At 65.4% G+C, this 21,500-nt stretch carries 19 protein-coding genes; 2 read left to right on the top strand and 17 right to left on the bottom strand.

The annotated features are described in order from the left end of the window. Nucleotides 1-870: 870 nt before the first annotated feature. Nucleotides 871-1,383, top strand: coding sequence for a hypothetical protein (locus ACAM52_RS21825; RefSeq protein WP_369631525.1), 513 nt, complete (start codon nucleotides 871-873; stop codon nucleotides 1,381-1,383). Between the two features lie 181 nt (nucleotides 1,384-1,564). Here ACAM52_RS21825 and ACAM52_RS21820 read toward each other — a convergent pair whose 3' ends face one another. The 3 genes from ACAM52_RS21820 to ACAM52_RS21810 form a co-directional block, all read right to left on the bottom strand. Then, the gene (locus ACAM52_RS21820; protein ID WP_369631526.1) at nucleotides 1,565-2,992 is read right to left on the bottom strand and encodes an aldehyde dehydrogenase family protein; all 1,428 of its coding nucleotides are present in this window, start codon (nucleotides 2,990-2,992) and stop codon (nucleotides 1,565-1,567) included. A 102-nt stretch (nucleotides 2,993-3,094) separates the two neighbouring features. Continuing rightward, complete coding sequence (locus ACAM52_RS21815; protein WP_369631527.1) at nucleotides 3,095-4,507, bottom strand: flavin monoamine oxidase family protein; 1,413 nt, start codon at nucleotides 4,505-4,507, stop codon at nucleotides 3,095-3,097. Nucleotides 4,508-4,558: 51 nt separating this feature from the next. Further along, nucleotides 4,559-4,915 (bottom strand): hypothetical protein, encoded by a 357-nt coding sequence (locus ACAM52_RS21810; RefSeq protein ID WP_369631528.1) that lies wholly within the window; start codon nucleotides 4,913-4,915, stop codon nucleotides 4,559-4,561. 129 nt (nucleotides 4,916-5,044) lie between these two features. Here ACAM52_RS21810 and ACAM52_RS21805 point away from each other — a divergent pair, with 129 nt between their 5' ends. Then, nucleotides 5,045-5,215: a hypothetical protein gene (locus ACAM52_RS21805; protein WP_369632889.1), complete on the top strand. Its 171-nt coding sequence runs from the start codon at nucleotides 5,045-5,047 to the stop codon at nucleotides 5,213-5,215. A gap of 518 nt (nucleotides 5,216-5,733) precedes the next feature. Here ACAM52_RS21805 and ACAM52_RS21800 read toward each other — a convergent pair. From ACAM52_RS21800 to idi, 14 genes are all read right to left on the bottom strand, one after another. Then, on the bottom strand, nucleotides 5,734-6,276 hold the full coding sequence (locus tag ACAM52_RS21800; RefSeq protein ID WP_369631529.1) for a TetR/AcrR family transcriptional regulator: 543 nt from the start codon (nucleotides 6,274-6,276) through the stop codon (nucleotides 5,734-5,736). Between the two features lie 744 nt (nucleotides 6,277-7,020). Next, nucleotides 7,021-8,268 carry a 1-deoxy-D-xylulose-5-phosphate reductoisomerase gene (ispC, locus tag ACAM52_RS21795; protein ID WP_369631530.1) on the bottom strand — a complete coding sequence of 416 codons (1,248 nt, stop codon included), beginning with the start codon at nucleotides 8,266-8,268 and terminating at the stop codon, nucleotides 7,021-7,023. A 10-nt stretch (nucleotides 8,269-8,278) separates the two neighbouring features. Continuing rightward, complete coding sequence (gene ispG, locus ACAM52_RS21790; RefSeq protein WP_369631531.1) at nucleotides 8,279-9,577, bottom strand: flavodoxin-dependent (E)-4-hydroxy-3-methylbut-2-enyl-diphosphate synthase; 1,299 nt, start codon at nucleotides 9,575-9,577, stop codon at nucleotides 8,279-8,281. Then, nucleotides 9,574-10,512, bottom strand: coding sequence for a 4-hydroxy-3-methylbut-2-enyl diphosphate reductase (gene ispH / locus ACAM52_RS21785; RefSeq protein ID WP_369630440.1), 939 nt, complete (start codon nucleotides 10,510-10,512; stop codon nucleotides 9,574-9,576). The genes ispG and ispH overlap by 4 nt, the downstream gene beginning before the upstream one ends. A 33-nt stretch (nucleotides 10,513-10,545) precedes the next feature. Continuing rightward, the gene (locus ACAM52_RS21780; protein ID WP_369632736.1) at nucleotides 10,546-11,418 is read right to left on the bottom strand and encodes a polyprenyl synthetase family protein; all 873 of its coding nucleotides are present in this window, start codon (nucleotides 11,416-11,418) and stop codon (nucleotides 10,546-10,548) included. A gap of 73 nt (nucleotides 11,419-11,491) precedes the next feature. Further along, the gene (locus ACAM52_RS21775) at nucleotides 11,492-12,616 is read right to left on the bottom strand and encodes a Rieske 2Fe-2S domain-containing protein (protein WP_369631532.1); all 1,125 of its coding nucleotides are present in this window, start codon (nucleotides 12,614-12,616) and stop codon (nucleotides 11,492-11,494) included. Then, nucleotides 12,613-13,740, bottom strand: a complete 1,128-nt coding sequence (locus tag ACAM52_RS21770) for a hypothetical protein (RefSeq protein WP_369631533.1) — start codon at nucleotides 13,738-13,740, stop codon at nucleotides 12,613-12,615. Before ACAM52_RS21770 ends, ACAM52_RS21775 begins: the two co-directional genes overlap by 4 nt. Before the next feature lie 10 nt (nucleotides 13,741-13,750). Further along, nucleotides 13,751-14,818 (bottom strand): terpene synthase family protein, encoded by a 1,068-nt coding sequence (locus ACAM52_RS21765; RefSeq protein ID WP_369631534.1) that lies wholly within the window; start codon nucleotides 14,816-14,818, stop codon nucleotides 13,751-13,753. A gap of 58 nt (nucleotides 14,819-14,876) precedes the next feature. After that, nucleotides 14,877-15,956, bottom strand: a complete 1,080-nt coding sequence (locus ACAM52_RS21760; RefSeq protein ID WP_369631535.1) for a methyltransferase type 12 — start codon at nucleotides 15,954-15,956, stop codon at nucleotides 14,877-14,879. 8 nt (nucleotides 15,957-15,964) lie between these two features. Beyond that, complete coding sequence (locus tag ACAM52_RS21755; protein WP_369631536.1) at nucleotides 15,965-17,056, bottom strand: aromatic ring-hydroxylating dioxygenase subunit alpha; 1,092 nt, start codon at nucleotides 17,054-17,056, stop codon at nucleotides 15,965-15,967. A 51-nt stretch (nucleotides 17,057-17,107) separates the two neighbouring features. Continuing rightward, nucleotides 17,108-18,031: a cyclopropane-fatty-acyl-phospholipid synthase family protein gene (locus tag ACAM52_RS21750; RefSeq protein ID WP_369631537.1), complete on the bottom strand. Its 924-nt coding sequence runs from the start codon at nucleotides 18,029-18,031 to the stop codon at nucleotides 17,108-17,110. 27 nt (nucleotides 18,032-18,058) lie between these two features. Next, nucleotides 18,059-19,000, bottom strand: coding sequence for a cyclopropane-fatty-acyl-phospholipid synthase family protein (locus ACAM52_RS21745; protein WP_369631538.1), 942 nt, complete (start codon nucleotides 18,998-19,000; stop codon nucleotides 18,059-18,061). 34 nt (nucleotides 19,001-19,034) lie between these two features. Continuing rightward, nucleotides 19,035-20,882 (bottom strand): 1-deoxy-D-xylulose-5-phosphate synthase, encoded by a 1,848-nt coding sequence (gene dxs / locus ACAM52_RS21740; protein WP_369631539.1) that lies wholly within the window; start codon nucleotides 20,880-20,882, stop codon nucleotides 19,035-19,037. Then, nucleotides 20,867-21,442: an isopentenyl-diphosphate Delta-isomerase gene (gene idi, locus ACAM52_RS21735; RefSeq protein ID WP_369631540.1), complete on the bottom strand. Its 576-nt coding sequence runs from the start codon at nucleotides 21,440-21,442 to the stop codon at nucleotides 20,867-20,869. Before idi ends, dxs begins: the two co-directional genes overlap by 16 nt. Nucleotides 21,443-21,500: the final 58 nt, after the last annotated feature.

Here is a 21,500-nt window from a genome sequence, read left to right as displayed (position 1 = left end):
ATTGGACTCCTGTTTGGACGGAGTGGCCTCGAGCTTGGCAAGCCAGTGTGTGCCGGCGAAGGTATCGGCTGCCCCGCTGCTTGCTGAGCCGGCGGCCTTGACTCTGACCAACTCGGGGAGGGACGCCGGCTCGACGGGTAAACCGCAGGTGTTCGGCACAAGCGCTGAGGTGATGGACGCCGAGGCCATGGCGCCACCGGGATGCAGGCAATAGGTATGCATGGACAAATTGTTGGATCAAGAAAAGTCAGCAAATCTCGCCCATCAGCTCAAGCATGGCCTTGCGCATGGTCGCACCTTCTCTGGGCCTGACTGATGCAGTTGCCGGCGCAAAATTTCGCCATCTAGCGTCACTGATAGCAGCAGCGATAAGCCGGCCCCTGGGATCGTCTGTCAACGTGTCGTCGTCACGTTCGTGCATGACCCAAGCCGACGATAGAAGATGAGGTTTGCGGTGGACAGAAATCTCCAAAGTGAGTTCGCAAGACCGATAACTTGGGCCCGCTGACGCCCGCGCATGACTAATGAACGGTTCCACCGCTCGGGTTTCAGGTTGAGTCTGAGCGCTCGGAGTAATGCAGTGGTTCTGGCTCCCCGTGTAATATACTATACGCGTATAGCAAACTTTGCTCTGAAGGGAGTGCGTAGTCAACTGCGTCGCGGCCCCCGTATCAGCGAGGGAAGGGTTCAGCGCGGTAGAGCGTTGAGTGGCGTAGCCACTCTAGAACTTCTCACCAACTGGGGATGGACAGTTTCCTCGGCTCTATTTGTCAAATTTTCAAGTGCGGGAGAGCTTATGAATACGAAATTTTCTAGAAGCAACAACGCGATGCATCACTCCGACTTTTCGATTGATTGAAAGGGTCGAGCATGCATGCGAGTAACGAAATTCCGTCCGATGCCTTTATTGAAGGTTTTCTATATGAGCTCTCCAATCGCGCATTTGCAATGCGTGTGGCGGAGCGTCTCTCAAAGCGGCTCAAGGGAGAAAAGCAAGAGCCTTTCTGGCTGGCCTACCTGAGATTGGAGCAACTGAATGCTCCTTACTACCGAGCGGCTGCCTTGGGGTTCGGGCTGAACTTTCGTGCTGGATGGTGGATCGAGATCAAGGCCTGGGCAATCAGCTTGGTTCCGAGGAGTCTCATGAAGCCTGCACTCGAATCGGCTCATTCCAAAACGGTTGAATATGTTGGAGAGCTGCGTGAATTGCGACGAATCGGTCCTGCTAGCTCGCAGGACTTTCTGAGCTACATGGTGGCCCAGGAGGAATTGCAAGTTGAGATGATGCAACTGGCCCTTCGAGGGGAGTATGCAAAGCTTGTTAGGCGGGTAGATGGCTTTATCCGTACCTACAACGGTGGCCCTTTTTTCCCTGAAAAGTAGACTCGGGATAACGAATTGGGAGCACTCGCACGGGGGCTCAATCCCAGATTGGGCCTGCATCGCCGCCGCCGGAGCGATGCCAGCGCTCTGCCTCCGAAGTAACTAGATGGGCGGGTCGTTGAGGATCAAGGCGCAGACGTGCGGCCCAGCAACCTGTCGCTCGAGTGAGGCTCCTGAGCCTCTACCAGCGCGCAAGCATGTCCAAAATTCGTCGCATGCCCGGGCCATAAGGCGGGTGAAGCAGACTGCTCGCGTTCCAACGCAACTGCCGGAACACCGGCTTCAGATGTGACAGCCGCAGGAATCCGGCCTCACCATGGTAGGCGCCCCACCCGCTCTCGCCGACGCCGCCGAACGGCAAGTTGGCATGTGCGAAGTGCAATAGCGTTTCGTTCATAACTGCGGCACCGCTGACAGTCTCGCTGAGCACCTTTTTCGTGCGTGCTGAATCGTTGCCGAACCAGTACAGGGCCAAAGGCCGTGGTCCGGCATTGATATAGGCGATAGCTTCGTCCAACGTGTCGTAAGGAACGATTGGCAGAATCGGCCCAAAGATCTCTTCCTGCATTACTCGCATTTGAGGCCGAGTGTCTAGCACCAAGGTTGGGGGCAGCTGACGCCGTTGTACTGAATCACTTTTTTCAGTGGCGCGCACTCCGACCTGGATCACACGAGCGCCCTGGTCTTGCGCGTCGTACAACAGAGACAGCATGCGCGCCAGACCGCGCTCATCTAGCAAGGCTGTGTAGTCGGGATTGCCAACGATCTGCGGATAGAAGCGTTGCACCGTGGCATTGAACGCTTGAACGAAGTCCGCTTCGCGCCCGCGTGGCAACAGCACATAGTCGGGCGCAATGCAAGTCTGGCCGCAGTTCAGCAGCTTGCCATTGACGATGGCCGGCATCACACTTGCAAAGTCGGCGGCGCTGTCGATCAGGCAAGGCGACTTCCCGCCCAGTTCCAACGTGGTCGGAACGAGGTTGGCTGCTGCGGCGGCGGCAATCTTGCGCGCCACCGCAGGCGAACCGGTAAACACCAGATGATCGAAGCGCAACGCAGAGAATGCGCTGGCCACCGTGATGTCGCCCTGTATCACGTCGAATTCCTCTAGTTCGAAGTGCATAGCCAGGCACTGGGCCAGACAGGCTGCGGTGTGTGGCGTCAGTTCACTGGGTTTGAGTAGCACGCGGTTGCCTGCAGCCAATGCGGCGATGCTGGGGCCCAGTGCCAATGAAATCGGATAGTTCCACGGCGCGATGACGCCGACCACACCCAGCGGCTGAGGCATCAGGTGTGCGCGGGCCGGCTGCAGTTGCAGTGGCGTACGCACGCGACGACTGCGCATCCAGTTGCGTAGATGGCGCAACGCATGATGCAATTCCCATTGCAAAGGGACCAGTTCGCTGAGCCGGGTCACTTCGTGGGACCGCGCACCGAAGTCGGCTCGCGCGGCATCGGCCAAGCGCTCACCGTTGACCTCAAGGACTGCCTGCAAACGACGCAACCTGTCGCGCCGCAAGGCCAACGGTACGACAGGCCGGATGCGGCTGGCTTGAAACTGGCGTTCGAAGCGAGCAGCCAGCGTTAGCTCTGGGTAGTCATGCTTCATGAAAATGATCCTGGACGCAAGATGAAAATTCTGCACGTGCCTCTCTGGCGATTGAGCCAGATGCGCTTAAGGCGCGCCCAGGCGCAAAGTGGATCACTTCACTCAAGCGAAGTAGGCCATGACCTCATCGGCCGCTCGCTCGCCGGATTGAATAGCGCCGTCCATGTAGCCTGTCCAACGCGTCGCGCTTTCAGTGCCGGCCCAGTGGATCCGACCGCAAGGAGCCCGCAACGCGGGACCGAAGGTCGTTAGCGTGCCTGGCGCCATGATCCCGACGTATCCGCCCAAGCTCCATGGATCGGAGATCCAGTCCTTATCGACATAACCGATCGGTGAAGCCGCTTGTGCGCCGAAATAGCGCTGTAAGGATTGCACTGCCGCGTCGCGGCGCACTTCCTGGGTGGCAGCCGCCAGGGTGCGACTGTGCCCAGCTTCGAAGAAGCCGACTAGAAAGCCGTGCCGACTACCGGGTGGCGTAGCGTCTGCGATGGGCCCGAAAGGTCCTTGGGTGCTGATCACCTCCCCGGACAAGCCTTGCTCTCGCCAGAATGGGCGGTCATAGGCCACCAACGCCTTGATCACAGAGCCCATCGGCATACGGGAATGCAACTGCATGCGAGCCGGTGACAACAGCGATCCGAAATCGATGCGTGCAGCCACCGGAGGGGCGGCGGAGACGATGAGCCGGGCGGCATTCACCTCGCCTCCAGCATACCGGACCATGACGCCAGACGCGGTCTGCTCGACCGCACGTACGGGCGCGTCGAGAGTCAGAACGCCTGCCGGCAGCCTTTGTGCGATCCGCTCCGAGATCTGGAATGCTCCGCCACGAACCCGCAACTTCTGCGCACCATCGCCGCGCGCTTCCACTTGAGTCTCAATATCTCCTGCGGCTGAGACGAAGCTGAGGAGGCTAAGCAGCGACACTTCGTGCGGATCAGAGGTGTAGAGGGCGTGCATGATGATCTTTATCATGCTGCGTCCGTCGCGGGTCCACAGGGTTTTCTGCATCCATTGGTCCACAGTCATCCGGTCCCAGCGCATGGCATTGGCAGCTTTCCATGGCGCGGCCGGATCGATGCTCTTCGCCGCCTGGTTGAGACTGTGCATTGCCCAAGCGGAATCCAACAAGCCTCGTAGCGACATTCGTGGGATCGTACCGCCGTAGCTGCGTACCTTTTTACCGAGTTCCATCAAACGTTTGCCCTCGATGTACTGCGGAATGAGGTTGAGACCGAGCTCTTTGCACAAGTCAACGACGCGGGTTTGGGTCGGACCGATCCACTGACCACCGAGATCTACAGCTTCGCCGCAGAGCTCCCCCCCCATCGTTCGGCCGCCCACCCGGTCCCGCGCTTCCAGCAAGCGCACGCTACGACCGCGTTCGCTCAGCAGTTGTGCTGCGCGAAGCCCCGCTATCCCCGCACCAATGATGCAGACGTCGACCTGCTCAGTTCCTGAAGTGAATTTGGAGAGCGACGAAGCATTTGCGCTCGAAAGACCGTTTGTAAGCATTGATAGTCCATGTTTTATATACGCGTAAACAATATTAAGCCAAAAGTCGATCTAGTTGCAAGTCTTGAGATTTTCGGAGGAGGTGAAGAACTGAGAGGTGAGAGGGGGCTCGGGGTAGAGCGAGCGGCATTGCAATGCGGCTTTTGCAAGACGGCGCATCATTCGCTTACATAGCGCTGCCTGCGCGTGCGCCATGGTGCGGTTGTAGCCCTGCGAGAGTCCAGCCGGGCCGTAGCACGCGGCGGCAGCTAGGGCCAGCGCGGTCAGCAGCAGGGGCCAGCCCACACCAGGCCCCGGGCACGGCGGTGGGCGTGTCGAAGCGCAGTCCAGCAGCGCTATCCGCGCGGCCACGTTCTGCGTCAGCGGGAACGCATCGTCGGCATAGCCGAGGTTGATGGGGCGCGGCATGCAGCGTCATGAGGTTCGAGCCATCCGGCCGGCACTTCACCACCGAAGCGCAGTAGCGCCGTGGGAAAGCTGGTGTCTAGCACGTTGGCGCCGAACGGCAGGCCCTGTCCGCCCTGGCCTGTGAACACGGTGAACGAGGTTAATGCAGCCGCGATGACGCACCAGCATCCGCTGCGCGGCATGGATGCGCTAATGGATCACCAGGAGGCGGTGGACGCCTGCGTGGCGCAGTTGCTGCGCCCGCTGATCGATGAGCAGCCGTCGGTGGCGTTCCATGACCTGATGACGACCCGCGCGTAAGGCCGCACACGCCGAATTCCAGGGCCCGGCCTTCCTACACTGTCTTGGCGGATACACGATGCAATGACAGCGGCGTGCTTCAAAGCGAGAAGGCACGGGGTTCGCTGCGCGTTCCCAGCAACGCAGCCACATACCCTGGTTGCACTTCGTGAATCCCGGCGCTTGGCGAGGCCCCGCCTGGGTACCCCATGGCCTTCATGATGGCCGCGATACCGCGCCCATGACCGAGGCCGTGTCTGGCAACCACGTTCTTCTGCTCCCAAGAATATTTAGGCTTCGGTCGTGCTTAGCTTTTTGGAAAATCGAGCTGCTACTCGTACTCCCAGTCCAAGCCTTTCAATGCATTCTTGGGCGCGTATCCCAATTGGAGAATGGTCGCTCTGACGCGCTTGCCGAGTTCGATATAGAGCTCGATCGCTCGAATCCTATCCTCGTGTGAATACATGAACTACCTACTGGTAGTCCAATTTTTCGTCCGCTTCCCCCGGTGGCTCAGTTTTACTTTGGCGCGGGCAGTTCTAGGCCAATGTTCGAAGCTCGAGCACGGCCCGTTTGAGCGGACCACTGTCATCCATGATCTGGAGCCAGATCACCCCTCCATAGACCTTCGCGATCGAATCGGCAGCTAAGCGCTTGGCTTCGGCCTTGCCGTGTCGCGGGGTAAGCAATTTCGCGATGAGGTCCTGCCAAGTGCGATAAAAATTCTCAACAATTTCCCGCGCCCGACCACTCTCGTTAACGACATCCGGCCATAGCTGAATGAACGCACAGTTGCGATGTTTCAGGTAGTAGGCAAGCACTGCATCGAACATCGCCTCAAAGCGCTCTTTCTCACTGTGCTCTGAATCGCGCGCCGGTCCAAAGACTTCTTTTTCAAAAATATCGGCGATGTACTGCACGCCGCTGATCAGCAGGTGCTCCTTATCTGGGAAATGGTGATAGATGCTCCCCTTAAGCAATCCCGCTTCTTGAGCAATGTCTGTCATCGACGTTCGTTTGTAGCCTTTGGTGCGAAACAAGGCCAGTGCGATCTCAATCAAGCGGGAGGAATCGGTTTTCATTCGGAAAGCTCTGATTGCACTAGTGTGGAGCGGAATACGCCTCTGAGGCAGGAAGTAAACGTCACAATATGTCAAAAAAGAGGGAGGCCAGCGAAAAGGGCGCCCGTCGTAGAGTCCCTATCAGCACACGTTAGGCTGAATTGCGCTATCGATTCAGCCTGTAAAGCTCAGATTTCGAACGTGTTGGGCATTTTTCGATATCGAGCGCATGAAGTTGAACCCCTCATTCGTTGCGCTTCAAGTTTCTGATGGTTACGAATTTTCAGGACAAGTAGAATTGCAGCCCAGTCTTCCACGATCACTGGCCGCTAAGAAGAGGGCGTCAGGTTCAATCCGGTTGTCCTGGATGGCCCGTTCGATGGACGGAGAAAGCGCACAACTAGACTGGAGAAGCTCTAGTCGGCGACGGACCTTGGCGATCATGGGCAATAAGGGGCAATGGAGGCTGCGGGGATCTTGTACTAGCCAAGGCTGCTTCAGCGCTGGACGAGCCTGCGTACTGTCGCAACCAGATTTATAGGCATCCCTTGCCGGCGCCAGACCGTACTAGACGAAGATCCATTCGTCCGGCTTTGCCTCAGTACGCGCGCGGAAACCTCGGGACGGCAAGCGAGTGGTGATATCCAGCGCAAGGAATGAGCGGCACCAAGACCTATTCGCTGCCAGGGTGACCAGCGCGTCGCGCGCCGTGCGTGAAACCCCACCGCCGATGGCGCTGGCCGTGGCGGCCAAATGGCTGTCGCGCTACAGCCGCGCGCCTGTGCCTTCGTCCAAGGTGACCGACTCGGAAAGCGGGACAGCCGGCGATGGAGACCGCGACGCCGCACGCTGGATCGCCTGACCCGCCAGCACGCGCGCATGCGCATCCGCCGCGAGGATGTCGTCGATGTTTTCGTGCGCGGACGCAGGCGCGTGCTGGAGGCAGTCTTCCACCACGTGCGCGATGTCGGTGTAGCGCAGGCGCCCGTTCAGGAACGCATCGACCGCCACTTCGTTCGCCGCATTGAGCGTCACGCTGGCCGCGCACCCCTCGCGCAGCACCTCCAGCGCCAGGCGCAGGCAGGGAAAGCGCTTCAGCTCGGGCGCGGCGAAGCTCAGGTGGGCGAGCTGCAGGAAGTCCAGCGGCGCCACGCCCGAGTCGATGCGCTCGGGCCAGGCCAGCGCGTGCGCGATCGGCGTGCGCATGTCGGGGCGGCCCAGCTGCGCCAGCACCGACTGGTCGGCATAGGCCACCATCGAATGGATCACGCTTTGCGGGTGGATCACCACCTCGATGCACTCGGGCGGCATCGCGAACAGCCAGCGGGCCTCGATGGTCTCGAGGCCCTTGTTCATCATCGTCGCGGAGTCGACCGAGATCTTGCGGCCCATGCGCCAGGTGGGATGCGCGCAGGCTTCGTCGGGCGTCACCCGGTCCAGCGCCTCGAGCGGCCGATGCAGGAACGGCCCGCCGGACGCGGTGAGCACGATCCGCTCGACACCCACACCGCCGGCCGGCGCGCCCGCCAGGCACTGGAAGATCGCGTTGTGCTCGCTGTCCAGCGGCAGCAGTGTGGCGCCGTGCGCGGCCACCGCGCGCATGAACAGCGCGCCGGACATCACGAGCGCCTCCTTGTTCGCCAGCAGGATCTTCTTGCCCGCGCGCGCCGCCGCCAATGACGACAGCAACCCCGCCGCGCCGACGATGGCCGCCACCACCGTGTCGCAGCCCGCCGACTGCGCGACCTCGCACAGCGCCTGCGGGCCGTGCATGACCTCGGTGCGCAGGCCGGCCGCGCGCAGCCGAGCCTGCAACTGCATGGCGCCTGGCGCATCGCCGACCACCGCGACTTCGGGGCGGAAGGCGACGCAGTGCGTGAAGAGCTTGTCGAGGTTGCGGTGCGCCGTCAGCGCATGCACCGTGAAGCGGTCGGGGTGGCGCGCCACGAGGTCGAGCGTGCTGTCGCCGATCGACCCGGTGGCACCGAGCAGGGTGAGGCGTTGCGTGGCCATGGCGGTGCCTTCAGACGGCAGCGATCGGCACGACGCGCTCGCGCGACGACGGCTTCATCCACGCACCCAGCCGCTCGCTCGCCTCGGCGTCGGCGCCGTAGCGCGCGGCCACGTAGGTCTCGACCAGCCGCGTGAAGTCGTCGGCGATGTGCTCGCCCTTGAGCGTCAGCGCGCGTTCGCCGTCGATGTACACCGGCGCCACCGGCTGCTCGCCCGAGCCCGGCAACGAGATGCCCAGATGCGCCAGCCGGCTCTCGCCGGGGCCGTTGACCACGCAGCCCATCACGGCCACGTGCATGTCTTCCACGCCCGGAAAGCGCACGCGCCAGGCCGGCGCCTGCGCGTGCAGCCAGCCTTCGATCTGGCTGGCCAGCGACTGGAAGAAGGTGCTCGTGGTGCGCCCGCAGCCGGGGCAGGCCGTCACGCTGGGCGTGAAGGCGCGCAGGCCCATCGACTGCAGGATCTGCTGCGCCACCAGCACCTCGCGCGCGCGGTCGCCGTTCGGCTCGGGCGTGAGCGACACGCGGATCGTGTCGCCGATGCCCTGCTGCAGCAGCACGCCCATCGCGGTGGCCGAGGCCACGATGCCCTTGGAGCCCATGCCCGCTTCGGTCAGGCCCAGGTGCAGCGGGTAGTCGCAGCGCGCGGCGAGTTCGCGGTACACGGCGATCAGGTCCTGCCCCTGGCTCACCTTGGCCGACAGCACGATGCGATCGGGCGGCAGGCCGACGTCTTCGGCGCGCGCGGCGTTCTCCAGCGCCGAGACGATGAGCGCCTGGCGCATCACCTCGTCGGCCGGCTGCGGCTGCGCCGCCTGCGCGTTCGCGTCCATCAGGCGCGCCAGCAGCGCGGGGTCGAGGCTGCCCCAGTTCACGCCGATGCGCACCGGCTTGCCGTGGCGGCAGGCGATCTCGATGAGCTGGCAGAACTGCGCGTCGCGCTTGTCGCCCCGCCCGACGTTGCCGGGGTTGATGCGGTACTTGGCCAGCGCCTGCGCGCAGTCGGGGTACTGCGCGAGCAGGCGGTGGCCGTTGAAGTGGAAGTCGCCCACCAGCGGCACGTGCACCTGCTGGCGCGCGAGCGCGTCGCGGATCGGCGCCACCTGCGCGGCGGCCTCTTCGTTGTTGACCGTGAGGCGCACCAGCTCGGCCCCCGCGCGCGCGAGCGCCGCCACCTGCGCCACGGTGGCGGCCGCGTCGGCGGTGTCGGTGTTGGTCATGGCCTGCACGGCCACGGGCGCGTCGCCGCCGATGCGCACGGTGCCGACGCGCACCTGCCGCGAGAGGCGGCGTGCGACGGGCGGTTTCATGGCACGGCCACTTCCGTTGCGAGTTCCGCCGGCAGCCGGAACACCACGTGCTCCTCGCGCCCGGGCAGCGTCAGCAGTTCCACCTCGGCCAGGCGGCGCAGCGCGGCGACCACGTCCTGCACCATGGTCTCGGGCGCCGACGCACCGGCGGTGACGCCCACCGCGCCGGCGTCGCGCACCCAGTCGGGCTTGAGCTCGCTGCCCTGCGCAATGAGGTAGCTGCGCACGCCGGCCTGCGCTGCGATCTCGCGCAGGCGCTGCGAGTTGGAGCTGTTCTGCGCGCCGACCACCAGCACCACGTCGACCTGCTGGCTCAGTTCGCGCACGGCCGTCTGCCGGTTCTGCGTGGCGTAGCAGATGTCGCGCGTGTCGGGCCCGACGATCTGCGGAAAGCGCCGCTGCAGCGCGTCGATGATGCCGCGCGTGTCGTCCACGGACAGCGTGGTCTGTGTGATGTAGGCCAGCGGCGTGTCGGCATCGAGCACCAGCGCGTCCACGTCGGCCTCGGTCTGCACCAGCGTGACCGGCGCCGGAATCTGCCCGAGCGTGCCCGTCACCTCGGGGTGCCCGGCGTGGCCGATGAGGATCAGCGCATAGCCCTTGGCGGCGTAGCGGCGCCCCTGCTCGTGCACCTTGGTGACCAGCGGGCAGGTGGCGTCGATCGCGCGCAGGCCGCGCGCGCGGGCCTCGACCTCCACCGCGTGGCTCACGCCATGCGCGCTGAAGATTGCCACCGCGTCCGCGGGCACTTCGGCCAGTTCCTCGACGAACACGGCGCCCTGGGCCTTCAGGTCGTCGACGACGTGCTTGTTGTGGACGATCTCGTGGCGCACGTAGATGGGCGTGCCGTGGCGCCGCAGTGCGTGTTCTACCGTGTCGATGGCCCGCACGACGCCGGCGCAGAAGCCTCGGGGCTGGGCAAGGATGACGCGCATGGTGCTTCCCCTCGGGGTGATTGGATGGAGGTGTCAGTTCGCGCGATGGACCACGAGGTCGGCCAGCTGTCCGAGCCGGTCCGCCCGCGCCCCGAAGGGCGCGAGCGCCGCATGGGCGCGCGCGTTCAGTTCGCCGGCCAGTGCGCGCGAGGCCGGCAGGCCGAGCATCGACACGCAGGTGGGCTTGTCGTCGTACGCATCCTTGCCGGCGGTCTTGCCCAGCGTGGCCGTGTCGGCGGTCGCGTCGAGGATGTCGTCGACCACCTGAAAGGCCAGGCCGATGGCGTTGCTGTAGTCGTCGAGCGCGCGGTACAGCGCGGCGTTGGCCGGCGTGTCGGCCAGGCCGCACAGCGCGCCCATGCGCACGGCCGCACGGATCAGCGCGCCGGTCTTCATGCGGTGCATCTGTTCGAGCGCCGGCTGGCTCAGCGACCGGCCCGCGCTTTGCAGGTCGATGGCCTGGCCGCCCACGAGGTGGCGAGAGCCGGCGGCCTGCGCCAGCTCGCGCACCAGCGCGATGCGACGCTCGGCCGGCAGCGGCAGTTCGCTCAGCGTGAAGAAGGCCTGCGCCTGCAGCGCGTCGCCCACGAGGATCGCGGTGGCTTCGTCGTAGGCCACATGCACGGTGGGCTTGCCGCGGCGCAGGTCGTCGTCGTCCATCGCGGGCAGGTCGTCGTGCACGAGCGAGTAGACGTGGACCATCTCGATGGCGGCGCCCGTGGCGTCGAGCGCGTCGGGTGGTGCGTCCACGAGGGCGCCCGCCGCCTGGCACAGCAGCGGGCGGATGCGCTTGCCGCCGCCGAGCGCGGCGTAGCGCAGCGCTTCGTGCAGGTGCGTGGGCAGGGTGTCGGCCGGCGGCAGGCCGGCGGCGAGTGCGTGCTCGGTGCGGTGGACCGCGTCGTGCATCCAGGTGTCGAAGGGGGCGGCGGGCCCGCCCTGCGGCACCGGGGCCTCGCGGACGTCGTACGGCAGCAGGGCGTCAAGGGGCATGGTGGTCTCCCGCATGCAGTGCGCCGGGGTCGTCCACCAGGCCGCCCGGATAGAACCGGGACGCCCAGCGCCGGTGGACGATGAGGGTCTTGTCGCCCGCGGTCAGCCGGGGATGCCTGACGAAACTCTTGGCATTCCATATCGGAAAGTCCGGCTCGATGAACCACCGCATCCATCGGCTGGCGATCGGCGTGAGCACGGCGTAGATCGCGCGCCTCAGCATGCGGGGCGCGCGGCCAAGCCGCACGATGCGCAGCCGGTCCGCGATCGCCAGCTTCCATTTCAGCGGTGCGATCTGCGTGAAGAAGACCTGCGTCTGCAGCCGCACGCCCAGGTCGGGCATCTCGAACGAGCCCATCACATAGCCGACGCCGTAGTTCATGAATTCGCCACGGATGTGCAGCCCTTTCCAGCGGGCCGATAGCGAGATCTCGAACCTGCAGTCCTCCGCCCGGTGAGACATGGTCATGTCCGAGAGCCCGTGGAGCCAGCCGAAATGAACCATGTCGGCGCCGTTCTCCACCGCATCGTGCGCGTAGCCGTCCAGCGTCTTGCGGATGTAGCAGGCGGAAGAAAAATCGCCGAGGTCGTGATGCGACACGTCCCACTGGGGAGGGCGCCCCGCATGGTCGACCCACACCAGGACGGCGCCGTCGATTTCCCGGACGTGGCGCGCGGTCAGCGCGGCGCGCGGCGGCCGCTCGCCATGCCCGGTGCGCACGCAGCCGCCGTCCGGCCCGTAGGCCAGCCCGTGCAGCGGACACACCAGGTTCTCGCCGTCGACCTTGCCGCCGTGGCCCAGGTGCGCGCCCAGGTGCGGGCAGTACGGCTCGACGACGCGGGCGAGCCCGGCGTGCGTGCGGTACAGGACGAGTTCCTGCCCCATGAACGGCACCGTCAGCACCTGCCCGCGCGCGAGCTCGCTGGAGAAGCACCCCAGGAACCAGCCCTCGGCATAGGGCAGCGGGCGGCGTGTTTCGCCCACGATGCTGCGAAATTGCTGCAGGCCGATGGTGTGCGCGGCCGGACCGCAGCTTGCCGTGAGGGGCGGCGCGAGATGGCCCGCTTCCTGGAAAGCCGCATCGATCACGCGCGGCATCGTGGGCGGGTTCATGGGAGTGCTCCCGCACGGGCGCGTTCACCCTGGCCTGCGACGTGCAGGGCCGGCGTGCCCCGGCGGGCTTCCTGCGCCGCGGGGTCGTGCGTCCACCACCAGGCGATGCACGGGATGGCGGAGGCGGTGGACGGCGATGCCGCCTTCGACGGTGTTGCGCCCTCCGGCCCGACTTCGTCGGGCACGCCGTCCTGGACGTAGCGCTCGGAGCCGTGGCACCAGTCGAACGTCGCCCTGACGATGCGGCCCAGGCTTTGCACATGGCGTTGCAGCGCGGGCGAGGTGCCGGCGGCGATGAGCTCGCCGCGCAGGCTCAGGAAGAGCTGCATGATCTCCATGTACATGGCGACGGCCCGTGCAGCCGCCGCTGTGGGCATGCACCGGGATTCGTGCTGGATCACGCTGATCAGGTTGTGCCCCCCTTGCTCGCGCGCCACCTCCTTCTCGTACGACACGATGTCGGCGCTCCAGGTGGCCAGCGTGAGCGCCATTTCCGCGAGCGCCCTGACGCGGCGATCCTCCAGGAGGTCGGTGGGCACGGCATAGCCTTCGGCGATCGCGGCCAGCGTGGGAAAGGCCAGGCCGCCCCCGCTGTACAGGCGCAGCAGCCCGTACTGGTTCAGCGAAGGGACATGGCCCGACGCCACGTTGCCCGCCTTCCAGACCTCGGCAAAGAACCATCCCCGCATGGCGGCCAGCCACTGGGCCATCTGGTCGGCGGTGGCGTGCGCCTCCAGGCGGCGGCGGATGTCGCACATGGCGGCGGCATAGCGGTCGTCGACCTGCGCGCTGTCTTCCGGCGTCTCGATCGCCCGGTGGATCATCGCCAGCACGCCGGCCAGTCGGCCGGGTTGCCGGCTCAGCGGACCTTCGTCGCAGTACTCGTCGTCGAACGAGACGTTCCAGATGAAGAAGTCCGAGAGGATCTGCAGGGTCTGCGGCGTGGCGTCGGGCACGATGCGGGCCGCGAGTTCGCCGCAGCCGGAGCGGGCCATGCGGTCGCGTTCGGTGTCGTTCAGGCACAGGGAGAAGCGCCGCATCCAGGCGACCGACTGCGCATCCGCTTGCGCCGCCCCGGGATGAATGGCGCTGGGAATGGGGCACTCGAAATACGGCAGCTTCATGGCGCGGTCTCTACGACACGTAGACAGAGCCGACCGGTGCCTGTTGCGGGGCGCCCGCGCCCTCCATCTTGTCGGTGCCCGCCAGGCTCACATCCACATGCCGCATGGGCAGCCCGTTCCAGATGTGTCCGTGTCCGCCGTAGCGCGGCGATTCGATGTGCCACTGCAGCGTGCCCACCACCATCAGGAGGTAGGTGTCCAGGTACAGGTGCAGGCGCGCGCCCAGCGGGTGATTGGCATAGCGCTCGTGCAGCCGGGCGATCAGGCCGGCCAGCTCCGCGTACATCTCTTCCATCATTTCGCAGACGGCGCTGATGGCCTGCTGCGCATCGAGGCCGCGGGTGTTGCGCATGATGAGGACCGAGCTCAGCGTGTCTTCGGTGGAGTAGTACTCGACGGCATACGAGTACACGTCGTTCGTGAACGCGCAGTGCCAGCTGACGAGGTCCACCGCGCGCTTCATGTCGGGGTCTTCGATCAGGTCGGACACGTCGATGTCCAGCACGTATTCCATGGCGGCGATGTAAGGCTGCATGCCGCTGGACATCAGGCGCACCTTGAGGAAGCTCTCCATGTCCTCGTTGGCCCAGTTGTCGCGAAATTCCTTTTCGACCTTGAGGTGGTGCATCCAGCGGGTCCACCGGCCGCGCAGGCGCTGGTACACCGCGTCGCTGGGCGCATGCTGGCGGATGGTCTGCCAGAGCCCTTCCATGACGCGCGCGTCGTGGGCGTCGGGGTCTTCGGCGATGATCTTCGCGCACTGCTCGGGGTCGCTGGTCGTCAGGTCGTCGCACTGGAAGATCAGCGTCAGGATGCTCGCGTGGTGCGCGACCCGCTCCGGAATGCCGTCCGGAAACACGCTGGCGTCGTAGAGCGAATCCATGCGCTCGATGGCGCCGTGCAGGCTGCCCGGCTCCGGCTTGCCGTAGTTCTCGTACAGCCATTGCGCATGCAGCCGCTTGATGTAGGGGTAGCTCGTGTTGATGCGCGGCCGGATGGCTTTCAACATTTCGGGGATCACGAATTTCGGGGGCGGCTCCAGCGTCGCGGGCGTGGTGCTTTCGAGAACGGCATTCATGCATCTGCTCCTGTGGAATGGATTGAAGTGCGGGGTGGTGTCGGTGCGTGGCGAGGGGTCATGCGGCACGCGCGTCGGCCGCCGCGATGTCGTCCAGCGTCGGAGCCGCCGCGATGGTCACTTCGCCGGAAACGAAGCGCTCCTCCGAGAGGTGGTAGCGCCGCGTGATGACGCACCACTCCGCGTTGCCGGAACTGATGTATTCCAGCTCGCGCACATAGGCGCGCACGTCGGGGCGCTGCCCAAGGGGGCCGGCGAGCACCGCGTCGCGCGACCGGATCAACGCCTGCTCGTTGCGCGCGCAAAGATCGGCCAGGCGGTAGACCGCCTGCTGCAGGTCCAGGCCTTCCTCGCGCATCAGCACCCACATGGCGTTGAGCGAGTCCTGGGCCGGCACCTCCTTGCGGAAGGAGAAGAAGTCGTTCACCAGGATCACGGCGTCCATGGCCGCGGTGCGCACCGCCCGCAGCGACGCGTCTTCGGCCAGCGCGTCGGTCATGTCCACGTCCAGGGCGTACTCGGTCAGCATGGTCAGGTACTCGCCGAACGCGTTGTCGCGGCGCAGGTCCATGTAGCCTTGCAGCGTCAATGTGCCCATCTGGTAAGCCAGCGGATCGGCCATGCGCACCAGCTGGCTGCGGATGCCGGCCTTCATGCGTTCCCAGACGCGGGGCTTTTGCGCCAGTTGCGCCTTGATGGGGGGCAGGGTGTCGAACAGAAGCCGAGGCAACGGGGCGTCGTCGGGCGGCCGGATGCCTTCCAGTGCGTCGAGGTAACGATGCAGCAGTGCGTCGCGGGGGCGCTGGTCGGCGCTCAACTCCAGCGGCGTGAAGGCATCGTCCATCAAGGTCCCCGCATTCATCATGCGCATGACGGAATAGATGCGGTCCGCTTTCGCGTGCGGGTAGCACAGGCCGCCGTAGGCCGGCACGCGCTGCCCGATGTAGGCGGCGGTGGCCTTCTCGCTGCGAAAGTGCGCCAGCACATAGGGCCGGTCGTCGACTGCCAACTGCGCCTCGATGGCGTCGTTCCGGGGATGCCAGATGGGCTTGAGCACGAGGCCGGGGTCGGGCAGGTGCACCTTGCTGCCGAGTTTGGGCATCTTGATCGCGGCTTGAAGCGGTGTGGGGGTGGCCATGATTCACCTCATTCGACGCGGGAGCGGGCAGTGGCAGCAAGACGGTCGGGCTGCCTGCCTTCCGCAGGCGCAGCGAAAACCTTCAGAGGAGAGACCTGGTCCGCGGACGCCGCCGGGTAGAACTGCGCGGCCCAGCGCCGGTAAGCCATGATGGGGCCGTCGCCCGGCACCAGCCTGGGTTCCGGGTCGAAGCATTTCGTGTCCCAGACCTGGCGGTCTTTCATGTTTTCCCGATGGAACCAGTACTGGAAGGCCACGCGGAGCAAGCCATAGATCGGGGCGCTCAACAGCTTCGGCCAACGCTCCAGCCACGCCAGCCTGAACACGTGGCGAACCCGGAACACCCACTTCAGCGGCGCGATCGGCGTGAACATGGTTTGCGTGTAGGCCCGCAAGCCCAGGCCGGGGAACTGGAGCATGACCGAGTTGCACCCCAGGCCCAGCCATGCGGCCTGGAATTGGAACAGCTGGTTGCCGACCTTTTGCTTGAAGTCGCACTCCATTCGCGGGCCCTCCGTGCGCAGCGGGCCCTGTTCGACATCCTTGAATCCGTGGATCTGCCAGAAGTGCGTCAGGTCGGCGAGGTTTTCCGCCACGTCCTGGACGTAGCCGCCCAGCTCGAAGCTGCCGGTGATCGGATGGACGAAGCCTGCGAGGTCGACCTCCGGGAGCACCCAGTCGGGCTGGCGCCCCTCGCTGTCATGCCACACGAAGACCGCACCGTTCCACTCGTGCACCTGCCAGCAGCTGAGCATGGGGGCGCGAATCGGCCGCTCGCCGTCGGGCCGCACGCAGCGGCCGTCGGGCGCGTACTTCAATTTGTGAAACGGGCAGACCAGGTTCTCTTCGTCGACCTTGCCGCCGTGCCCGAGATGCGCTCCCAGGTGCGGGCAGTACGGACTGACCGCCTTGATCGCACCAGACTGCGTCCGATAGACCACCAGCTCGCCCCCCATGAACGGGAGCGTGTGGACGGTGCCGTTCCTGATCTCGTCGCTGAAGCAGACGGCGAACCAGCCGTTGGGGTACGGCAAGGGGCGTCGCGTCAGGCCGGCGGGGGGCGCCGGGGGCATCGGCGTCTCTGCACGCATCTGATTCATGGCTTGTCCTCGTGGGGAGTGGGCGTGGCGGCATGGAACTGACCCAAAGGGTCAGGTCCGCCGCGCAATGAAGCTGAACGACGACGCCTTGTCCTTGGCCAGCGCGTCCGAGAAACTCACGGCGATGTCGCGCAGCTCGGTGAACGTGGCGGTCTTGCTGGTCGGGTGGTGCGCGTCCAGGTTGTCCTTGACCAGCCCGTACCAGCGGATCACCTCCGCGTTCGACGGCAGCACGCGCTGGTCGAGCACCGCGAAGCCGTGGCGCTCGAGCACCTGCTTCACGCCGTCGGGTGTCTTGCGGTAGCCCGACGCGGCGCGGTCGACCTTGTCGGGGATGTGCGACTTGTAGGTCGCCAGGTCCACCTTGTAGAGGCTCTCCGAAATGATCACCGTGCCGCCCGTGCGCATGCGCGCCGACAGGGAGGCCATGGCCTGCTCCAGCACCTCGGGCGTGAAGTGGATCAGGCTGCCGCGCAGGATGGCCAGGTCGTAGGGCACCTGCGGCTCGGGCAGCTCGCCGATGTCCTTGGCGTTGCACTGGTACAGCCGCACGCGGTCGGCCAGGCCTTCGTGCGCGATGAGTTCGCGCGCGCACTCCAGCTGCGGCCGGCTCACGTTCACGCCGTCGATGCGCGCGCACTGCGGGTAGCGCTGCGCGATGAACTTCAGCACCGGGCCCCAGCCGCAGCCGATGTCGATCGCGCGGCGCACGGTGGCCGGCGAGAGGTCGGCGCCGGCCTGCTCGGCCAGTTCGAACTGGTGCTCCATGTGGCGCCGCCCGGAGGCGTCGAGCGGGAGGTCGTGCGGGTCCATCTTCTCGTCGAACACGCCGTACTGGTACCAGAGCTCGTTGCCGATCGCCTTGCGCCACTGGTCGGGCGTGTCGGCATAGACCTGCTCGATCTTGTCCTGGTAGTGGTCGAGGCTGCGGCTGTGGATGACGTCGATGCCGACGGCTTGCGCGGATGCTTGCATGGTGTGGGCGCTCCTTGTGGGGGAAATTCAGACACGTCGCGCGATGACGCTGTAGGTCGAGAACTTGTCCTTGATCAGCGCGACCGAGAGGCTGACCGCCATCACGCGCAGCTCCTCCAGCGGCGGCGGGATGGTGTCCGGCGTGAAGTTCTTCTCGATGTTTTCCTTCACGTCGGTGAACCAGCGCGCCACATCGATGTTGCGCGGGAGCACGCGCATGTCTTCGACGATGAAGCCGCTCTCCTCGAGCACGCGGCGGAAGTAGGCCGGCGTCTTGCGGTGCTTGCAGGCGAGGCGATCGACCTCGTCCTCGATGTCGGAGCGGTAGTTGTCCAGCGGGATGTTGTAGAGGTTGTCGGAGATGACGACCTTGGCCCCCGGGCGCATGCGCGCGGCGACCTGCTTCATCGAGCGTTCGTACAGGTCGTTGGGAAAGTGCGAGATGACGCCGCGGATCGTCACCAGGTCGTAGGGTGTGTCGGGGTTGGGCAGCAGGGCGACGTCCTGCGCATCGCACAGGTACAGGTTCACGCGGTCGCTCAGGTGCTGCTGGGCGTGGTAGCGGGCGCAGTGCGCGAGCTGCGTCTCGCTGATGTTGATGCCGTCGAGCTGGCGGCACTGCGGAAAGTGCTCCGCGAGGTAGCGCAGGCCGAAGCCCCAGCCGCAGCCCACGTCGAGGATGCGGCGGATGGGGAAGGGCGGGGGCTGGTCCAGGCCCGCGATTTCCATCTGCTGGTCGAAGTAGCGCAGGCCCGATTCGTTGAGCGAGATCGGCGGCACCGAGCGCGGGTCGTCGTAGACGCCGAACTGGAACATCAGGTCCTCGCCGATGGCCTTGCGCCAGTCCTCGGGGTCGTCCTGGTAGGTGTACTCGACCTTGGCGTGGTACGGGTTGGCCTCGGCACCCCGGATCACTTGAAGCGAAGGCGGGGCGGGCGCGTCGATGCGGCGTGCGGTGGCTGTGCTCATCGGGTTCTCCTGTGGCTGGCGGTCACGGTGGGTTTCAGGAAACGAGGCTCATGCGAGCCGTGCGGAACGCGGGGGCGTTGGCATCGAAGAACGCCTGGATCGACTGCACCAGCCCGTCGGCGTCCAGGCCGTGGGCCGCAAGCAATCGGGCGCAGTCGCCGTGCTCGACGAACGCGTCGGGCAGGCCGAGTTGCAGCGAGGGAATCAGCACGCCCTGCGCGGCCAGCGATTCGAGGCAGGCCGCGCCGGCGCCGCCCATCACGCAGCCTTCCTCGACGGTGACGAGCACGTCGTGCGTCTCGGCGAGCGAGAGCACCAGCTCGGCATCGAGCGGCTTGACGAAGCGCATGTTGGCGACCGTGGCGTCGAGCCGTTCGGCGGCGGCCAGGCTGGGCGCGACCATGGTGCCGAAGGCCAGGATGGCGATGCGCGCGCCCATGGGCTGCGTCGACTCGCGCCGCACCTGGCCGCGGCCGATGTGCAGCGGCTGCAGCGTGCGCACGGGCAGCGCGCCGGGCCCGCCACCGCGGGGGTAGCGCACGGCGGCCGGGCCGTCGTGGCGCAGGGCGGTGTGCAGCATCTGGCGGCACTCGTCTTCGTCGGACGCGGCCATCACGACCATGTTCGGAATGCAGCGCAGGTAGGCGACGTCGAAGGCGCCCATGTGCGTCGCGCCGTCGGCGCCGACGATGCCGGCGCGGTCGACCGCGAACACGACCGGCAGGTTCTGCAAGGCCACGTCGTGGATCAGCTGGTCGTAGGCGCGCTGCAGGAAGGTCGAGTAGATGGCGACCACGGGCCGCATCCCCGCCGCCGCGAGGCCCGCGGCGAAGGTCACGGCGTGCTGCTCGGCGATGCCGACGTCGAAGTAACGCTCGGGAAAGCGCCGCTCGAAGTCCATCAGGGCCGAGCCTTCGCGCATGGCCGGCGTGATGGCGACCACGCGCGCATCGGCCTCGGCCTCGTCGCAGAGCCAGTCGCTGAAGACCTGGGCATAGGTCGGCTTGGCGGGGGCGGCTGCCGGGGCGGTCTTGATGCCAGCGGCGGGGTCGAACTTGCCGGGGCCGTGGTACAGGACCGGGTCCTGTTCGGCCGGGCGGTAGCCGTGGCCCTTCTGCGTAATCACGTGTAGCAGTTGCGGCCCGGTGCGCGAACGCGCCGCTTCTAGGGCGGGCACCAGAGAATCGAGATCGTGGCCGTCGACCGGTCCAGCGTACTTGAACCCCAGATTCTCAAACAAGGTATCCACCGGCGCGTCGCGCAGGGCATCCGCCGCGGCTGCGCCGGAGGTACTAGCGAGCTTCACCAAGTGGTCGCGCAGCGCCCCCACAGAGGGGGAGATCGACATGCTGTTGTCGTTCAGGACCACCAGCAGTCGCATACTGTCGCCGCACACCCCTGCGTTGTTAAGCGCTTCGAAGGCCATGCCGGCGCTCAGGGCTCCATCGCCGATCACCGCCACGCTGTGGCTGCCATCGGCGCGCAGCCGCGCGGCGTGTGCCATGCCCAGCATGGCCGAGATCGAGGTGCTCGAATGCGCAGTGCCAAAGGTGTCGTACGCCGACTCGTCACGCCGCGGAAAGCCCGACATGCCCCCGAACTGGCGCAGCGTTTTCATCGCCTCGCGTCGGCCAGTCAATATCTTGTGTGGATAAGACTGGTGTCCGACATCCCAGACTAGACGGTCGCGCGGGGTGTCGAACACGTAGTGCAGCGCAATTGCCAGTTCGACCGTGCCCAGATTGGACGACAGATGCCCCCCGGTGCCGGACACGCTGTCGAGTACGAAGGCGCGAAGCTGGGAGGCCACGTCCTGCAAGTCTGAGCGCGCCATCTTCCGCAGCGCCAGGGGCTCGTCGAGCATGCTCAAGCTTGCAGGCATGACTCGCTCCCTGCTGTGCGTGATTCCTGGGCGAGTGCTGCCCATTGCGCCAAACCTGAGGACCCGATCTGCGCCAGCATTGTCTTGAACCAGATCGTGAAATCGTTCGGTCGCTGCGACACCCACGCCGAGACATCAGGCGTCTCTGCCCATTTCCAGTCCTGCACTTCGCACGGATTGACCTGCGGCGCGCCATCGAAGACACCGACGTAGATGTGGTCGTACTCATGCTCGATCAATTCGTCCGAGACTGCGGCCCAATAGGTTAGTGTGGACACTTCGTGCAGCCCGCAGTCGAAACCCATTTCTTCCCGCAGCCGTCGATGAGCCGCGGCATCTGGGACTTCACCGTGGCGTGGGTGACCGCAGCAGCTGTTACTCCACAACCCTGCGGAGTGGTATTTGTCTTGTGCGCGCCTTTGCAGCAGAAGTCGCGACTGTCGATCGAAAACCAAGATCGAGAACGCACGGTGCAATGTGCCACGGCGATGCACCTGCATCTTCGTGTCAAAGCCGATCTGAACGTCGTTGTGATCGACCAGAACTAACAACTCTTCCATGTTCGTCTCCTCGCTGGTGACAGAACTGACTAGCTGCAAATTTCCCTTGGGCACTCTT

Origin of the sequence: Variovorax sp. V118 (assembly GCF_041154445.1) — a bacterium.
Taxonomy (GTDB): Bacteria; Pseudomonadota; Gammaproteobacteria; order Burkholderiales; family Burkholderiaceae_C; genus Variovorax; species Variovorax boronicumulans.
This window is presented reverse-complemented; position numbering and strand designations above follow the sequence as displayed.

Coding starts and splice junctions, on each gene's coding strand:
- ACAM52_RS21770 (WP_369631533.1), bottom strand. CDS start 13,740: ATGAAGCTGCCGTATTTCGAGTGCCCCATTCCCAGCGCCATTCATCCC.
- idi (WP_369631540.1), bottom strand. CDS start 21,442: ATGGAAGAGTTGTTAGTTCTGGTCGATCACAACGACGTTCAGATCGGC.
- ACAM52_RS21765 (WP_369631534.1), bottom strand. CDS start 14,818: ATGAATGCCGTTCTCGAAAGCACCACGCCCGCGACGCTGGAGCCGCCC.
- ACAM52_RS21780 (WP_369632736.1), bottom strand. CDS start 11,418: ATGCACGACGCGGTCCACCGCACCGAGCACGCACTCGCCGCCGGCCTG.
- ACAM52_RS21745 (WP_369631538.1), bottom strand. CDS start 19,000: ATGAGCACAGCCACCGCACGCCGCATCGACGCGCCCGCCCCGCCTTCG.
- ACAM52_RS21760 (WP_369631535.1), bottom strand. CDS start 15,956: ATGGCCACCCCCACACCGCTTCAAGCCGCGATCAAGATGCCCAAACTC.
- ACAM52_RS21755 (WP_369631536.1), bottom strand. CDS start 17,056: ATGAATCAGATGCGTGCAGAGACGCCGATGCCCCCGGCGCCCCCCGCC.
- ACAM52_RS21750 (WP_369631537.1), bottom strand. CDS start 18,031: ATGCAAGCATCCGCGCAAGCCGTCGGCATCGACGTCATCCACAGCCGC.
- ispH (WP_369630440.1), bottom strand. CDS start 10,512: ATGCGCGTCATCCTTGCCCAGCCCCGAGGCTTCTGCGCCGGCGTCGTG.
- ACAM52_RS21800 (WP_369631529.1), bottom strand. CDS start 6,276: ATGAAAACCGATTCCTCCCGCTTGATTGAGATCGCACTGGCCTTGTTT.
- ispC (WP_369631530.1), bottom strand. CDS start 8,268: ATGGCCACGCAACGCCTCACCCTGCTCGGTGCCACCGGGTCGATCGGC.
- ACAM52_RS21820 (WP_369631526.1), bottom strand. CDS start 2,992: ATGAAGCATGACTACCCAGAGCTAACGCTGGCTGCTCGCTTCGAACGC.
- ispG (WP_369631531.1), bottom strand. CDS start 9,577: ATGAAACCGCCCGTCGCACGCCGCCTCTCGCGGCAGGTGCGCGTCGGC.
- dxs (WP_369631539.1), bottom strand. CDS start 20,882: ATGCCTGCAAGCTTGAGCATGCTCGACGAGCCCCTGGCGCTGCGGAAG.
- ACAM52_RS21815 (WP_369631527.1), bottom strand. CDS start 4,507: ATGCTTACAAACGGTCTTTCGAGCGCAAATGCTTCGTCGCTCTCCAAA.
- ACAM52_RS21775 (WP_369631532.1), bottom strand. CDS start 12,616: ATGAACCCGCCCACGATGCCGCGCGTGATCGATGCGGCTTTCCAGGAA.
- ACAM52_RS21825 (WP_369631525.1), top strand. CDS start 871: ATGCATGCGAGTAACGAAATTCCGTCCGATGCCTTTATTGAAGGTTTT.
- ACAM52_RS21810 (WP_369631528.1), bottom strand. CDS start 4,915: ATGCCGCGCCCCATCAACCTCGGCTATGCCGACGATGCGTTCCCGCTG.